Here is a 14,961-nt window from a genome sequence, read left to right on the forward strand (position 1 = left end):
TCAGCGGCTGGCGGTGACGCTCTGGGCCAGCAGCTGATTCCGGATCTCGACATGGGGATAGCCGACCACGGTGACCCGGCGGCCGCTGGCGAACTTGCCGGCCTGGCCGGGCGGCACCACCACGGTCCAAGCCTCGGTCGGGGTCTGCAGCCGGAACGAGGTCACGTCGTTGCGGTGGGTGACACCGCTGATCCCGCCGGTCACGGTGATCGGCGTGTTCGTCGCATATTCGCGCGGGTCGGCCGGCGCCGGCCCGCCGGCCACCGCCGAGACCGGTGGGTGGCGCGGGTCGGCTGCGACCGGCGACCGGCGCGGCTCCACCACCGCGGTGCCGGGCGGCACCGGATAGGGCATCGTCTTCTCCGGGACCGTCGTGGCCGGCATCGTCGTCGCCGATGGCCCGGGCACGACCACCTGCGGGGCGGGGGCCGGGGCGGTGACGGCGTTGGTCGTGGGGGCGGGGATGACGACCGTCTGGGCTCCGGCCGGCACTGCGGCCAGCACGACGGCCAGGACGGCGGCGGACGTCGTAAGGATGGCTTTGACCATGGCATCATCTCCATCTTCGGCGCCGGGGCCCAGCGCGGCGGTAAGACCGGCCTGCCTCGGCGGCTTGGGGCGTGCGCACGACTATCCGACAGGCGCGCCCGGCCCGCACCTTAACAACACGCCATCTTCCCGGTTGGTTTCGTGGCCCCGCGACGGCGATCAGCGCGCCGGCCGGGCCGCCCGCCCGACCCATCGGCCCAGCAGTCCGCCGATCCCGCGCGCGACGCCGGCGGCGACCAGCCCGGTCACCGCCAGCATCGCCGCGGTGTGCAGGGCGATGGCGGCCAGGGCCAGGCCGAGGGAGGCGGTCAGCGAACCCATAGCGCTGCCCGACAGGCAGATCGGCACCAGCGCCGGCACCAGCATCAGCCCGGCGCCATGCGCCGTCGCCATCAGGAACGACCACAGGGTCAGCCCGGCGAGGCCGGCCTCCAGGCCGGGTGGAGGCTGTTGCCGGACGCCGCGGATCCGATGGAGCGCGGCCCAGCCCAGCAGGGCGACAGCGGCGAGGCCGAGCGGCCAGGCCGGGTCGACCACCAGCCCGGCCGCCGCCACCGCGCCGGCCACGACCGCGATCGACAGGACATGACCGATCGCGATCGGGACCAGCGCGCGCGGCACCGCGCCGCGGTGGCGCAGGCCGAGCGCCGCGGCGAGGGCCCAGCCGGTCGCCGGGTTGAGGCCGTGCCAGGCCCCCATCCCGGCCACCGCCAGCCAGGGCCACAGCGCCTGCATCGCCGTCGCCGTCAGGCCCAGGCGACGCTGACAGCCGGCGCCGTGGCCTCGGCCGAACCGCAGCAGGAGTCCAGCCGCTGCGGCGGCTGGTAGGTCGCACTGCGGTCGAGCGCCGGGCCGGTCTCGTAGCGGTCGTGGTGGCGCACCCAGGCCATGGTGAAGGCCAGGCCGTCCTCGTCGCGGCCCTTCGGCACCAGGTCGAGATAATTGTAGGCGGTCAGCTGCAGGTCGCCGCCGCGGCCGTAAGACGAGTAGGTGTGGAACACCGTCCCGGCCTCGTCCCGGGCGAAGACGCTGGTGCCGGGCATCTCCTCGGCGGCGAAGGGCAGCTCGGCGTAGTTGTAGGGGATGGTGCCGCGGGCGGTCTGCTCCGGCGTGAAGGAGACGCCGAAGTCGTAGTTGAAGTCGCTGCCATGCGACGAGACCCATTTGAAGCGCCAGCCCATGCGGGCCTGGAACGCCCGGATCTCCGCCAGCGGCGCGCGCGACACCACCACCAGGGTCACGTCGCGCGCCGCCAGATGCGGCAGCACGCCGTCGAGGGTGTCGGCGAGGAAGGAGCAACTGGGGCAGCCATGCTCCCAGCCCGGCGCCAGCATGAAGTGGTAGACGATCAGCTGGCTGCGGCCGGCGAACAGGTCGGCCAGGGTCTCGCGGCCCTGCGGCCCGTCGAAGACATAGGGCTTGTCGATCTCGACCCAGGGCAGGGCGCGGCGACGGCGGCTGATGTCGTCCCGGGCGCGGGTCAGGGCCTTCTCCTCGGCCAGCAGCGCCTTGCGCGCGGCCAGCCATGCGTCGCGGGAGACGGTTGCGTGCGGTTGCATCCTCGGATCCTCCGGTTGTCGGGTGAAGAGATGTCGAGATGGTCGAACGCGCCGGCCCATTTTCGACAATGGGGGTTGCCGCCGGTGCGGTGCCGTCATCGAGTCCGGGCGCAGGCCCGCTGCGGCATCGGCCGCCTTGGCGCGATGCCCGGATCGTTAACCGGAAATTTGAGCGTCAGGCCGGTCGCGGCTCAGCTGCGGCCGGCCTGGAACTGAGCGCGCTCCGCCGCGTCAGGCGGCGCGCGCCTCGGCGAGGGACTGTTCGAGCCGGTCGAGCGCGCCGCTCCAGCCGGTGCGGTGGTTGTCGCGGGCGGGCTCGTCGAAGAACTGCTCATGGGTCAGGATCAGCACGGTGCCGTCGCCGTCGGGGCGCAGCGTCAGGGTCACCTGCGACTCCCGCTCCGGCATGGTGCGCCAGGCCCAGCTGAACACCAGCCGCTCGTCGGGCACCACCTCCTTGTAGATGCCGCTGACATCGTGCCGTTCGCCGTCGGGGGTGCGGAAGGCGACGTGGAAGCGGCCGCCGGTGCGGGGGTCGGCCTCGGCGCTGATGGTCTCGGCACCCGCCGGCCCCCACCAGCGCATCATTTTTTCCGGTTCGGTCCAGGCGCCGTAGACCCGGGCGGGGGCGGCGGCGATGCGGCGCCGGATGCTGAGGCTGGGCTTGGTGAGCATGACTCCTCCTCGACAAAGGCGGCCAGTCGGTCGAGCTGTTCGGACCAGAAGCGCTGGTAGCGGCCCAGCCAGTCCATCGCCTGCTCCATCGGTGCGGCGGTCAGCGCACAGGCCACGGTGCGGCCGGTCTTGGTCCGCGTGATCAGCCCGGCATCCGACAGCACGTCGAGATGCTTCATCACCGCCGGCAGCGACATGGCGAAGGGCCGGGCCAGCTCGCTGACCGACAGGCTCTCCTGCTCACCGAGCCGCATGATCAGCGCCCGCCGGGTGGGATCGGAGAGCGCCGCGAAGGTGCGGTCCAGGCCGGGATCTTGATTGTTAACCATAAAGTTAAGTTATGAGTGTTTTGTGTCCGCTGTCAAGCGATATGAGGGGGCTTGTGGCACTTGATTCTTCTCGTGCGAGCGATGGGCCTTGCAGGAGCGCGATGCCGCCCCCCTTCCTTGTCATGCCACGGCTTGACCGTGGCATCCAGGGGCGGCCAGAGCGGCTCTTGGTGGCCCCTGGATTGCCCGGTCAAGCTGGGCAATGACAGAGGGGAAGAAGCCTCGGCCGTGACAAAAGCGAGGCCCGCCCATCGGCCGCCCTACCGCACCCAGCGGCGGAAGCCGGTGCGCTCCACCAGCACCACCAGGCCGAACATCAGCAGCCCCATGGCGGCGGCGATGAAGACGGCAGCGAACAGGCGGTCGGCCTGGTAGTTGAAGGTGGCCTGGATGATCAGCGCGCCCAGCCCGGCATTCGACCCGATCCATTCCCCGACGATGGCGCCGATCACGCTGCCGGTGGCGGCGATGCGCAGCGCGGTGAACAGCATCGGCAGCGACCGCGGCGCCCGCAGCCGCCAGAACTGCTCCCAGCCGCTGGCCGACAGCACCCGCATCAGCTCGCGCTCATTGGCCGAGGCCAGGGTCAGGCCGCGCACCATGGCGATCAGGGTGGGGAAGAAGCAGATCACCGCCGCGATCACGATCTTGGGCAGCAGGCCCAGCCCGAACACCAGGATGAAGATCGGCGCCAGGGCCAGCACCGGGATGGTGTTGAGGAACAGCACGATCGGGAAATAGGCGGCGCGGACCGGCCGGGAATAGGTGAACAGGATCGCCAGCAGCACCGCCGCCACATTGCCCAGCAGGAACCCCAGCACGGCCTCCAGCGCGGTCGGCCCGGCATTGGCCAGCAGCAGCTGGCGGTCGGTCCACAGCTTGCCGAACACTGCGGCCGGCGTCGGCAGGATGTAGGCGGGCACGCCCAGCGCCGGCAGGCCGAACTGCCACAGCACCAGGATCGACAGCACGCCCAGCGCCGGCCACAGTGCCGTGAGGAGGCGGTCGATCATGGTTCGGGCCTGCGTGTCGGCCCGAACCCCCTCCCCCTGGCCCCCTCCCGCGAGGGGAGGGGGGACAAGAAGGGGGCGGGGAAGAAGGACAGGGTGGGGGCGCCGTTGAGATCGCTCCTCGACGACAGGAAAAACCGAGTCCCCCCTCCCCCTGCGGGAGGGGGGTAGGGGGAGGGGGTTCGTGCAGCCAGGACCGGCCAGGTCGTCATCTCGCACTCCCCGCCGCCAGCAGCCGGCGCAGATGGGCGGCGACGGCCACGATCTCCGGCGCGTCGCGGTCGCAGCGGCCGTCCGAATCCTTCAGGGGCCTGAGGTCGACGATCTCCTGCACCCGGCCGGGATGGGCCGCCAGCACCAGCACCTGCTGGCCGAGATAGGCGGCCTCGGCGATGCTGTGGGTGACGAACAGGATGGTGGTGCCGGTGCGCCGCCACAGCGCCAGCATTTCGTCGTTCAGTCGGTCGCGGGTGATCTCGTCCAGCGCGCCGAAGGGTTCGTCCATCAAGAGGATGCGCGGCCGGGACAGCAGGGCGCGGGCGATCGCCACCCGCTGGCGCTGGCCGCCCGACAGCTGGTCCGGCATCCGCTCCGCCAGCCCGCCGAGGCCGAGCAGGGCCAGCAGCTCGTCGGTCGCCATCGGCTCGGGCCGGTTGCGCCGGCCGCCGCCGACCAGCAGCGGCAGCTCGATGTTGCCGCGCACGTCGCGCCAGGGCAGCAGGGTCGAATCCTGGAACACGAAGCCGATGTCGCGCCGCGCCCGGGCCTGCGCCGGCGGGCCGCCCAGCACGGTGATGGCCCCGGCCAGCGGCGCCAGCAGGTCGGCCACCACCCGCAGCAGGGTCGACTTGCCGCATCCGGACGGGCCGAGGATGGTCAGGAAGCCGCCGGCCGGCACGTCGAGGTCGACGCCGTCCAGCACCGGCAGCGCGCCGGCGCCGTGCGAATAGCCGATGGCCAGGCCCCTGGCGCTGATCGCGCTGCCGCTCTCCGCTGCCACCGTCACCCCAGCTTCGGCCGGTCGGCTTCGGTCATCTCCAGGATCGCGGTCGAATAGCAATCCTCGGCCTTCGGCGTGCTGCCCTGGAACTGGCCGATGGCATCGTAGATCCGCACCTGCTCGGCGATGGCGTCGGGGTCGAAGCTGCCCCAGCCCTTGGACTTGCTCCCGGCGTCGAAGCTGAGCGACAGCACCAGCCCGATGGTCGCCTGCTCGGTCGCCCGGTCCAGCTGGGGATAGGCGTCGACCGTCAGGTCCACCGCCTCCTTGGGGTGCTCATGGGTCCAGGCCCAGCCCTTGGCCACGGCGCGCAGGAACTTCGCCAGCACCTCGGCATTCTGGGCCAGCGCCGTGTCGGTGGCGAAATAGACGTTGGAGTAGGAGGGCAGGCCGGTGTCCTTCATCATCAGGTCGATGCGGTCGGGCCCGATCACCGCCAGCGCCTGGGTGTTGGTGATCCAGCCGGTGACGGCGTCGACCTGACCGGTCATCAGCGGCGTCATGTCGAAGCCGATATTGGTGATGTCCAGCTGCGACGGGTCGATCTTGTTCTGCGCCAGGATGGCGTCCAGCACGAAGCGGGCGGTGGGCTGGATGCCGATGCGCTTGCCGATCATGTCCTTGACCGTGCGGATCGGCGCCTTGGGCAGGGAATAGAAGGCGAAGGGGCCGGAGCGGTAGCCGCAGGCGATGATCTTGACCGGCACGCCGGAGGCACGGGCCAGCAGCAGCTGGGCGGAATCGGAGAATTGGCCCAGCGCCGCCTGGCCGGTGACCACCGGCGGCACGGTGGCGGAGTTGGGGCCGCCCGGCGAGAACTCGACCGCCAGCCCCTCGGCCTCGAACAGGCCGCGCTTCAGCGCCACCACGTCGCCGATCTGGCCGTTGCTGATCAGCCAGTCGTACTTGACCACCACGGTGGCGGCCTCGGCCCGGCCCTCCGGGATCTTCAGGGCGATGCCGGCGCCGAAGGCGGCGATGCCGGCCAGGACGGCGCGGCGGTCGAAGGCGGTCCTCATCATGCGATCCTCCGTCACGCGGCCGGGGTGTCGACGTCGCCCACCGGGCCGCCGTCGAGCCAAGCATAGATCTCCCACAGATTGTCGTCCGGGTCGGTGAAATAGGCGCAGCGCGCGTTCCAGGCGTAGTCCTCGGGCGGGCGCTGGAACGGCACGCCCAGCGTGCTCAGCTCGACATAGACGGCATCGACCGCCTCAGGCGAGGGCAGCTCGGCCGCGGCGCAGGCCTTGTGCACCTGCGGCGGAGCACGGCGGCCCGACACGCCGGTGTGCTCGGCGATGTGGCCGATCTCCCACAGCGCCAGGGTCAGCCCGGCGCCCTTGAAGTCGGCGAAGCCCGGGGCCCGGCGGCGCAGCCGGAAGCCCAGCTTGTCGACATAGAAGGCGATGGCGCGCTCCACATCCTCGACCAGGAAGCAGATGTCGGTGATCGGATGGGCCTGGGCGAAGGGCATCGGCGCGGTCTCCGGGTGGTGCTGTCCCGGATCATGGCGCGGCCCGCCGCCGGCGCTCTTTCGAAATCCTGCGCTTCCGTTGTCCGATCTTGCTCAGGCCCCGACCGTCCCCCTCCTTTGTCATGCCACGGCTTGACCGTGGCATCCAGGGGTGGCCAGAGCGGCTCTCGGTGGCCCCTGGATTGCCCGGTCAAGCCGGGCAATGACAGCTGGAGAGTTGCCGAGGGAAGAGCGGGCCAGCCTCGACCGGCCTCAGCCCTCAGCCCTCCGCCCGGTACCGCGCCGGGGTGGTGCCGGTGGCGCGGCGGAAGGCGGTGGAGAAATGGGCCTGGCTGGCGAAGCCGGCGCGGTAGGCGATCTCGGCCAGCGCCAGCTCGCGCCGCTCCAGCATCGCCTTGGCGCGCTCGACCCGCCGCGCCAGCACGAACTGGTGCGGCGCGCAGCCGGTCGCGGCCTTGAAGGCGCGGCTGAAGTGGAACGGGCTGAGATGGGCGATCGCGGCCAGGTCGGCCAGGCTCAGATCGCCATCCTCCAGCGCCGCCTCGATATGGTCCAGCACCCGGCGCAGCCGCTCCGGCGACAGGGCGTCGGGCCGCTCGGGCCGCGGCGCCGGCCGGTGCGACAGCAGGCGCAGGGTGCAGGCGGCGAAGGCGATGCCCAGCTGTTCCGCCAGCAGCGGGTCGGTGGCGTCGGGGTGGCGGGCCAGCTCGGCCAGCGCCAGGGCGACATGGATGGTCACCGGGTCGGCCGCGACCAGCATCTCGGCATCCTCGAAATCCGCCGGCCCGACATCCTGGCCGATCCGGCGCCAGGTGTCGGGGTGCTGGAAGATCGAGATGTAGTCGGCGCCGTCGCCATCGACGAACAGCGCCAGCCCGGCCGGCTGGACGCCCAGGGTGTAGCGCGGCCGGTCCGCCCGCAGCGTCGGCCCGTCGCCGATGCGGAAGGCGTAGCGGCCGTGGCGGCTGCGGTTCAGCGACAGCCGGTGCAGCGTGCCGCGCGATTCCATCTGCCCTGCGTCGCTGCGATAGCACTCGACCATGACATCCGGCCGCGCCACCGCCGCATAATCGTGCAGCGCCGGGCGGCTGATGGCGAAGACCGTGGGATCCAGACCGTCCATCTCTTCCTGCTCTCCCTGGCCGTCCCCGCGGGACGCCGCGGCTGCGGCGGCCCGAGGGGCCGGTCCGCGGCTCGTTCGGCCACGGTTCCGGTTGCCGTTCCTGTCCCGGAACGATGCAAGCAGCATGCCAGAAGGCGGACGGCGGGGGTATTGCCGGCGTGGTCCCGGCCCCCGTCAGCTCACCCGTGCGACGGCGGGTCGATATAGGCGGGGGTGGCGGTGGACAGCGACCGCTTCAGCGCCCGGGTGCTTTCGTCGGCCATGATCTCGCTCTCCCCGGCCTCCAGCGCCTCGTAGGTGTGGCGCGCGACATCCCTGGGATCGTTCTTCGGGATGTCCAGGCCCTTGGTCAGGTCGGTGTCGATGAAGCCGACATGCAGGGAGAGGACCTGGGTGCCCTGGGGCTTCAGCTGGACACGCAGGTGGTTGGTGTAGCTCCAGGCCGCCGCCTTCGACAGCGCGTAGGCCGTCAGGACCGGGTTCACCAGCCATGTCAGGTCGGACAGCACGTCGATGATGGCGCCGGGGCGGTTGCGCTCGAGGATCGGGGCGAAGGCCTGCGAAATGCGGACGATGCCGTAGAGGTTGGTCTCGAACAGGCGGCGCGACTGGGCCTCCAGCTCCGGGTCGAGCGCGCCGTTGGTGAGCGCACCGATGCCGGCGTTGTTGACGACCACCGTGACGTCCCCGCAGGATTCCGCGGCGGCGGCGATCGTCTGCGGGTCGGTGACATCAAGCCGCACCGGGATCAGCCCGGGCTCGGCGAAGCCGGTGGTGTCGCGCATGCCGGCATAGACCTTGGCGGCGCCACGGGCCAGTGCTTCACGGGCAAAGGCAAGGCCCAGGCCGCGATTGGCGCCGGTGACGAGAACGACCGATCCCCGAATGTTCATGACAAGGTTCCTTCTGGCCGGCACCGGCTGCGATCTCAGGAGGGATCGGCCTCGTGCGGAGGCAATGATGACATATATGAAGCATGATGAACATCATGCTTGACGCCAAACATGATGATCATCATGTTTGGCGTCAAGCGAATTTGTGGTGAGATCATGAGATACCCGGCCGCGGAAACCGCCGCCCGCCATGAGCGGATCCTGCAGGAGGCCTCGAAGCTGTTCCGGGAGCGTGGCCTCAACGGGGTCAGCGTTCCCGAGATCATGAAGGCGGCGCAGCTGACGCACGGGCCCTTCTACAACCACTTCGCGTCCAAGGACGCGCTGGTCGCGGAGAGCATCGACCACGCGATGGGGGCGATGCTGCGCGACATCGTGGCGATCGGCGAGTCAGCGTCGGCCCGGCAGCAGCTCCTGGACGACTATCTGTCCCGGGAGCACCGGGACAACCGTGACGTGGGCTGCGTCATGGCCGCCCTGGCCAGCGAGGTGGTCCGCACCCCGCCGGCCAAGGGGGCGTTCACCCGGCACCTCAAGGGCATCCTGGGCGCCCTGTCGTCCAAATTCCTGTCGACCGGCAAGGGCGACACCCGGGCGGAGGCGGTCCGGACGGTGTCGATGATGGTCGGCGCCATGATCCTGGCCCGCGCCGTCGACGATCCCGCGCTGTCGGACGAGATCCTGGATCAGGCCCGGGCGGGTCTTCTGTAGCGTCGACCCGCCCGGCCTGCCGCCGGAAGCGTTACGCCAGCGCCTCGTCGAACAGGGTCAGCAGGCGCGTCCAGTGCCGTTCGGCGCCGGTCTCATTGTAGACGCTGTGGTCGGGAACCGCCCAGCCATGGGCCATGCCGACATAGTTCTCGATGATGTGGTCGACGCCCCCGGTCCGCAGGGCCTCCGCCAGCCGGGCCGACTGCTCCGGCGGGAAGCTGTTGTCGACCCCGGCGACGCCGACATAGATTCGCGCCTTGATCCGGTCCGCCAGGCGGTGCGGGCTGTCCTCGGCCTCGCTGGCGAGATTGCCGCCATGGAAGCTGGCCGCCGCCGCGATGCGGTCGGGATAGGCCGCCGCCGCCGTCAGCGCGCGGGCGCCGCCCATGCAGTAGCCGACCGTGCCGATGGGGCCCGCGACCTTCTCCTTGTCGAACACGGCGAGGAAGGCGGCCGTGTCGCGCTTCGTCATCTCCTGGCTGGTGCCCTGAAGCATCTTCATGATCTGGGCGCGGGCGGTGTCGTCGCCGAACGATGCCCCGGTGAACGGGCCATACGCCCCGAAGCGGTAGAACAGGTCCGGCACCAGCACGACATGCCCGGCATCGGCCAGCCGCTGCGCCATGCCGTAGAGCGACTCCCGCGGCCCCATGGCGTCCATGTAGAGGATGACCCCGCGAAGCTCCCCGTCAGGGACGGCGGTGTCGGGGCGGACCAGCATCGCCTTGGCGACTCCGTCCGCGGCATCGATCAGGATCTCTCGTCTCATCTGCCAATCCCCAAGGCCCGCCCCGGCCGTCGGAGGGCGCCGGCGTCGATGCGCCTGGCGACCCTGTGCGGGCTGGTGTCGCGATCATAGATGCGGCCGGTCCGGCGACCATAGAGGGCCGCGGCGACGCCGCCGATCCCTTTTCATGGTCGCGCGGGCCGGGCGCGGGCAAAGGTCGCATCCCAGGCGCCGGTCGGTCGCGCCGCAGATCAGCGGGTGGCGGGGACGCCGTCCTGGCTCGGCAGCGGGGTCGGGCGCAGGGCGTAGGCGCCGTCGCCGGTCAGGGACAGGGTCACCAGCGCCAGGATCCAGAACGCCGGGAATTCCCAGCCGCCATGCGGATTGTCGAAGAAGAAGCCGTTGGCGCCGTGCACGGTGGCGATGGCGCCGAGCAGGACCGGGATGCCGATCAGGGCGGCCAGCCGGGTCCACAGGCCGAGGATCAGGCTGATGCCGGCGACGACCTCGACCAGGATGGTCAGGTAGGCCAGGCCGGGCGGCAGGCCGAGGCTGCCGAAGAACTGGGCGGTGCCGGCCGGGGTGAACACGAAGACCTTCAGCCCGGCATGGGCGAGGAACCAGACGCCCAGCGCCACGCGCAGGAGCAGGGCGGCGAACGGGGCGGTGCGCGTGTCGATCATGGAGACCTCCAATGGTGGAGGCGCAAGATGATCTTCATTTGATCCGATGATAATCTGGTCATCTGGAAAGACACTTCGCTCTGAGAGGGTGAGATCACATGCTGGACCGGGTCACGGGGATGCAGGTCTTCGTCCGGGTGGCCGGGCTGGGCGGCCTGTCCGCCGCGGCGCGGTCGCTGGCGATGTCGCCGACCCTGGTGACCAAGCATGTCGCGGCGCTGGAGGAGCGGCTGGGCGTCAAGCTGCTGTACCGCACCACGCGCAAGGTCACCCTGACCGAGGCGGGCAAGCGCTACCTCGAGGGCGCCGAGCGCATCCTCGCCGATGTCGAGGAGGTCGAGGCCGCGACCGGCGCCGACCATGCCGATGTCCGCGGCATCCTGCGCGCCAATGTGCCGGTCTCGCTCGGCATGCGCGAGATCGCGTCGCTGATGCCGGAATTCGCGCGGCTGCACCCGTCGCTGACGGTCGAGCTCGGCCTCAACGACCGCGTGGTCGACCTGGTGGAGGAGGGGTGGGACGTCGCCATCCGCATCGGCATGCTGCAGAGCTCGACCCTGGTGGCGCGCAAGCTCGGGCCCTGCCGCATGATCGTGTGCGCCTCCCCCGGCTATCTCCGCCAGCACGGCGCGCCGGCCACGGTGGCCGAGCTGTCGCGCCATCCCTGCCTGGGCTACACCCTGTCGCGGACCATGGGGATCGACGCCTGGGCCTTCGGCCGGGCCGGCGACGTCGTGGTGCCGGTCACCTGCGCCCTGCGCGCCAACAACGGCGACGCGCTGGTGGCCGCCGCGGTCGCGGGATACGGCATCACCTACCAGCCGACCTTCCTGGTCGCCGAGGCCCTGCGCTCCGGCGGGCTGGTGCCGCTGGCGCTGGACCATCCGGGGATCGCCACCCACGACATCTTCGCGGTGCATCCGGCGACCCGGCGGCCGCCGGCCAAGGTCCGCGCCTTCATCGACTTCCTGGCGAAGAGCTTCGGCCCGGTGCCGCCCTGGGACCGGGACCTCAACCCGGCGGGGTGATCTTCACCTCGCGGCTGGCGGCGGATTCGGCGGCGAACTCCAGCAGCCGGGCGCCCTCCCGCGCCACGGCGGCGGCGGTCGTCTTCGACAGCGGTGCGAAGGGCGCGACCAGCAGCTCGGCGTGGCCGCGCTGCTGCACGATCCGCCAGGTGCCGTGGATGAAGCCGTTGACCAGCAGGGTCGGCAGCACGGTGTTGCTGATGATGCGCGGCCGGTCCGCCGCGGCGATGACATGGTCGCGGTCGGCATGGGACAGGATCAGGTTGTCGAACTCGGGCAGGAAGCGCGGCGGCGCCGGCGTGTCGGCGGGCGGCCGCGGTGCCTCGGGCAGGTCGAACAGCTCGCGGCCCTGCTCGTCGCGGAAGCTCAGCAGCCGCGGCCGCAGCCGCTCGGCCACCTCCTGCAGCCGCGGCATCCCCGACCACACCTGCATGTCCTGGACGCTGGCCGGGCCGAAGCCGGCGAGGTAACGCAGGACCATCGCATCCGGCGCCGTGTCGGTCTTGAACGACCGGCGCAGCCAGCTCTCGGCCATGGCGCAGACCGGCAATCCGCCGAGGCCCCACAGGCCGCGCGGCGGCAGCTGTACCAGCGGCGCCAGGTTGCGCATGGCATAGCCCAGGGACTTGGCGTCGCGGTCGGGCCAGCGCTCCTGCAGCAGCCGGCCCAGCTCCTCCACCGTGCGTGGCTTGCTGGCCAGCATCCGGCGGCCGGCCGCCACCACCTCGTCCAGGTCCATCCCGGCCAGGCGCTTGCCATAGGGCGAGCCGGTGCGGAACGCCTGCTCCTGCACCGCCTGCAGCACCGGTCGCAGCGCCAGGCAGTCATCGGCGGTGACCAGGTGGATGGTCGAGCGCATCAGCGCGATGCGCACCGCGTTGCCGTCGCGGATCAGCGTGGCCAAATCCTCGGTGTCGAACCGCTCCAGCCGCGTCCACAGCCCGACATAGGGCGCAGTGGGCGACTGCGACTGCAGCCCGACCAGCCGCTCGATCGCCTCGGCGGCGGGTATGGCCCAGCGCTGCAGCAGCCCTTGCCGGGCCAGCAGGGCCCGGTTGCGGCTGCGCCGGTCGAGCACACCGCTTTCGCCGACCGCCCCTTTGGCGGCCGCCGTCGTGCCTTTCGCCATGCATCCCCTCGATCGTCCGGACCGGGCGCGACCGCCCTTCCGAGGGCACAGCCTGTCCTCGATCGCGGGCGCGAAACAAGCCCCTCCGCGCCGGCATGCCGCACCCGATTCCGTCGCGGGGCTTGCATCCGGCCCCGCATGGCGTCGACAATTGTCCATAGAGACACCCGCCCGATACCATGGAGGCCTGGATGGCCGACGGACCGGACGACTGGGAGGTGCCCGTCCGGGCACAGCCCCAACCCGACGACTACGTCTTCGATCTCGACCAGGCGCTCGACGCCGTGGTCGGCCTGACCGCACGCGTCCCTCCCGACGCCTTCACCGCCGGCACGCTGGGCACCGAGCGGTCCGGCAACGGCGTGGTGATCCGCGACGACGGCATCGTGCTGACCATCGGCTACCTCGTTACCGAGGCCGAGGAGGTCTGGCTCACCACCAATCGCGGCCGGGCGGTGCCCGGCCATGTGCTGGGCTACGACCAGACCACCGGCTTCGGCCTGGTCCAGGCGTTGGGGCCGCTCGGCGTGCCAGCGCTGCGGCCGGGCTATGGCCGTGCCGCGCCGCCCGGCACCGAGATCGTGGTCGCCGGCGCCGGCGGCCGTGGCCGTTCGCTGGCCGGGCAGATCGTCGCCCGCCAGGAATTCGCCGGCTATTGGGAATACCTGCTGGACGAGGCGATCTTCACCGCCCCGGCCCATCCCCATTGGGGCGGCACCGCGGTGATCGGCCCGGCCGGCGACCTGCTCGGCATCGGCTCGCTGCAGATCCAGCACCAGGCCGAGGGCGGCCGGGTGCTGCCGTTGAACATGGTGGTGCCGATCGACCTGCTGGAACCGATCTTCGACGACCTGATGACGCTGGGCCGCGCCGACCAGCCGCCGCGCCCCTGGCTCGGCCTGTTCGCGACCGATGCCGAGGGGCGGGTGGTGGTGGTCGGCTTCGCCGGCAACGGCCCGGCCCGGCGGGCGGAGCTGCGCGAGGGCGACGCGGTGCTGGCCGTCGACGGCGTCGAGATCGCCGACCTCGCCGGCTTCTTCCGCGCCGTCTGGGCGCTGGGCGAGGCCGGGGTCGAGGTGCCGCTGACGCTGGACCGCGAAGGCGACGTGTTCGACGTCCGCATCCGCTCCGCCGACCGCGCCCGCGCGCTGAAGGCGGCGAAGCTGCACTAGCACAGGCGCATCCGGTGCCGCAGGACGATGGCATCCTGGCCCTCGCCAAACATGCCGGGACCTATCGCGAGGCCCGGCCCGCACCGACGCTCGCCGACCATGTGCTGTGCCGCTGGACCCATGCCGCGCCGGACCGGGCCGGTCCGGTGGTGGTGGTTCCCGACGGCTGCGTCGACCTGATCTGGGCCGATGGCCAGTTGATCGTGGCGGGGCCGGACGTCACCGCGGCGATGCCGATGCTGCCCCCCGGCGAAACCCTGGTCGGCCTCCGCTTCCGGCCCGGCGCGGCCTGCCGCTGGCTCGGCCTGCCGATGTCCGAGATCGTTGGGCAGCAGGTCGATCTCCAGGCCCTTCGCCGGCCCTGGGCGGCCGATCTCGTCGCCCGGATCGGCGATGCCGCAACGGTGACGGAGCGGGCGGCGCGGCTGGAGGACGGGCTGGCCCGTTTGGCTCCGGCGGTCGGTCCGCCGGCGCCAGAGATGGCGCTGGCCTTCCGCCTGCTCGGGCAGGGCGACGAAGCGGCGGGCCGCGGCGTCGGCGCGCTGCTCGACCGGCTCGAGATCAGCGAGCGTGCCCTGCGGCGGCGCTGCCACGAGGCCTTCGGCTACGGCCCCAAAACGCTCGACCGCATCCTGCGCTTCCAGCGATTCCTGGCGCTGGCCAGGGGCGGGGAGGGGCTGTCCGCCCTGGCCGCGGCGGCGGGCTACGCCGACCAGGCCCACCTGACGCGCGAGGCGCGGCGCCTGTCCGGCCTGACCCCGGCCATGATCCTGGCCCACGTCTCGGCCGGCCCGACCGCCGCCCGCCGGGCCGCCTGAACCGTCTCCGCCCGCCTGGCCGTTCCGTTCAAGACGCCCCGCCACGGCCATGGCAGTGTCACCGCAGCCAGCACGCAGGAG

18 protein-coding genes are annotated in these 14,961 nt (G+C 71.6%); 4 read left to right on the plus strand and 14 right to left on the minus strand.

All coding sequences use genetic code 11. The annotated features are described in order from the left end of the window. The 11 genes from AB4112_RS18135 to AB4112_RS18185 all read right to left on the minus strand — a co-directional run bounded on the left by AB4112_RS18135 (position 1) and on the right by AB4112_RS18185 (position 8,612). The gene (locus AB4112_RS18135) at positions 1 to 549 is read right to left on the minus strand and encodes a hypothetical protein (protein ID WP_441721667.1); all 549 of its coding nucleotides are present in this window, start codon (positions 547 to 549) and stop codon (positions 1 to 3) included. Between the two features lie 159 nt (positions 550 to 708). Further along, positions 709 to 1,284: a hypothetical protein gene (locus AB4112_RS18140; RefSeq protein ID WP_441721670.1), complete on the minus strand. Its 576-nt coding sequence runs from the start codon at positions 1,282 to 1,284 to the stop codon at positions 709 to 711. Positions 1,285 to 1,295: 11 nt separating this feature from the next. Then, positions 1,296 to 2,108, minus strand: coding sequence for a DUF899 domain-containing protein (locus AB4112_RS18145; RefSeq protein ID WP_441721673.1), 813 nt, complete (start codon positions 2,106 to 2,108; stop codon positions 1,296 to 1,298). A 231-nt stretch (positions 2,109 to 2,339) separates the two neighbouring features. Further along, a complete protein-coding gene (locus AB4112_RS18150; RefSeq protein WP_309794753.1) occupies positions 2,340 to 2,783 on the minus strand; it encodes an SRPBCC family protein in 444 nt (147 codons plus the stop codon). Continuing rightward, positions 2,693 to 3,112 (minus strand): ArsR/SmtB family transcription factor, encoded by a 420-nt coding sequence (locus tag AB4112_RS18155; protein WP_309794752.1) that lies wholly within the window; start codon positions 3,110 to 3,112, stop codon positions 2,693 to 2,695. Before AB4112_RS18155 ends, AB4112_RS18150 begins: the two co-directional genes overlap by 91 nt. Before the next feature lie 260 nt (positions 3,113 to 3,372). Further along, positions 3,373 to 4,125, minus strand: a complete 753-nt coding sequence (locus tag AB4112_RS18160; protein ID WP_441721677.1) for an ABC transporter permease — start codon at positions 4,123 to 4,125, stop codon at positions 3,373 to 3,375. Positions 4,126 to 4,330: 205 nt separating this feature from the next. Continuing rightward, entirely contained in the window at positions 4,331 to 5,128 is a 798-nt protein-coding gene (locus AB4112_RS18165; protein ID WP_441721679.1) for an ABC transporter ATP-binding protein, read from the minus strand. Then, on the minus strand, positions 5,125 to 6,144 hold the full coding sequence (locus AB4112_RS18170) for an ABC transporter substrate-binding protein (RefSeq protein ID WP_441721682.1): 1,020 nt from the start codon (positions 6,142 to 6,144) through the stop codon (positions 5,125 to 5,127). Before AB4112_RS18170 ends, AB4112_RS18165 begins: the two co-directional genes overlap by 4 nt. A gap of 11 nt (positions 6,145 to 6,155) precedes the next feature. Further along, the gene (locus AB4112_RS18175) at positions 6,156 to 6,596 is read right to left on the minus strand and encodes a VOC family protein (RefSeq protein ID WP_441721685.1); all 441 of its coding nucleotides are present in this window, start codon (positions 6,594 to 6,596) and stop codon (positions 6,156 to 6,158) included. Positions 6,597 to 6,855: 259 nt separating this feature from the next. After that, complete coding sequence (locus tag AB4112_RS18180) at positions 6,856 to 7,719, minus strand: helix-turn-helix domain-containing protein (RefSeq protein WP_441721688.1); 864 nt, start codon at positions 7,717 to 7,719, stop codon at positions 6,856 to 6,858. 179 nt (positions 7,720 to 7,898) lie between these two features. Then, positions 7,899 to 8,612, minus strand: coding sequence for an SDR family oxidoreductase (locus tag AB4112_RS18185; protein WP_309794746.1), 714 nt, complete (start codon positions 8,610 to 8,612; stop codon positions 7,899 to 7,901). Positions 8,613 to 8,768: 156 nt separating this feature from the next. On the opposite strand from AB4112_RS18185, the gene AB4112_RS18190 reads away from it, so the two are divergent. Then, the gene (locus tag AB4112_RS18190) at positions 8,769 to 9,323 is read left to right on the plus strand and encodes a TetR/AcrR family transcriptional regulator (protein WP_441721690.1); all 555 of its coding nucleotides are present in this window, start codon (positions 8,769 to 8,771) and stop codon (positions 9,321 to 9,323) included. Between the two features lie 31 nt (positions 9,324 to 9,354). Here the strand turns inward: AB4112_RS18190 and AB4112_RS18195 are convergent, their stop codons facing one another. Together AB4112_RS18195 and AB4112_RS18200 are read right to left on the minus strand one after the other, a co-directional pair. Further along, complete coding sequence (locus AB4112_RS18195) at positions 9,355 to 10,092, minus strand: dienelactone hydrolase family protein (protein ID WP_441721692.1); 738 nt, start codon at positions 10,090 to 10,092, stop codon at positions 9,355 to 9,357. 209 nt (positions 10,093 to 10,301) lie between these two features. Continuing rightward, complete coding sequence (locus tag AB4112_RS18200) at positions 10,302 to 10,733, minus strand: DoxX family protein (protein ID WP_309794743.1); 432 nt, start codon at positions 10,731 to 10,733, stop codon at positions 10,302 to 10,304. A 98-nt stretch (positions 10,734 to 10,831) separates the two neighbouring features. On the opposite strand from AB4112_RS18200, the gene AB4112_RS18205 reads away from it, so the two are divergent. Continuing rightward, on the plus strand, positions 10,832 to 11,761 hold the full coding sequence (locus AB4112_RS18205; protein WP_309794742.1) for a LysR family transcriptional regulator: 930 nt from the start codon (positions 10,832 to 10,834) through the stop codon (positions 11,759 to 11,761). On the opposite strand, the gene AB4112_RS18210 is transcribed toward AB4112_RS18205, so the two are convergent. Beyond that, positions 11,745 to 12,890, minus strand: a complete 1,146-nt coding sequence (locus AB4112_RS18210; protein WP_441721696.1) for a winged helix DNA-binding domain-containing protein — start codon at positions 12,888 to 12,890, stop codon at positions 11,745 to 11,747. The genes AB4112_RS18205 and AB4112_RS18210 overlap by 17 nt on opposite strands. Positions 12,891 to 13,081: 191 nt before the next feature. On the opposite strand from AB4112_RS18210, the gene AB4112_RS18215 reads away from it, so the two are divergent. Both AB4112_RS18215 and AB4112_RS18220 read left to right on the plus strand, forming a co-directional pair. Continuing rightward, positions 13,082 to 14,062: a S1C family serine protease gene (locus tag AB4112_RS18215; protein ID WP_309794740.1), complete on the plus strand. Its 981-nt coding sequence runs from the start codon at positions 13,082 to 13,084 to the stop codon at positions 14,060 to 14,062. 14 nt (positions 14,063 to 14,076) lie between these two features. Beyond that, on the plus strand, positions 14,077 to 14,880 hold the full coding sequence (locus tag AB4112_RS18220; RefSeq protein ID WP_441721700.1) for a DUF6597 domain-containing transcriptional factor: 804 nt from the start codon (positions 14,077 to 14,079) through the stop codon (positions 14,878 to 14,880). Positions 14,881 to 14,961 lie beyond the last annotated feature (81 nt).

Source organism: Inquilinus sp. 2KB_23 (genome assembly GCF_052115705.1).
GTDB classification, from domain to species: Bacteria; Pseudomonadota; Alphaproteobacteria; order DSM-16000; family Inquilinaceae; genus Inquilinus; species Inquilinus ginsengisoli_A.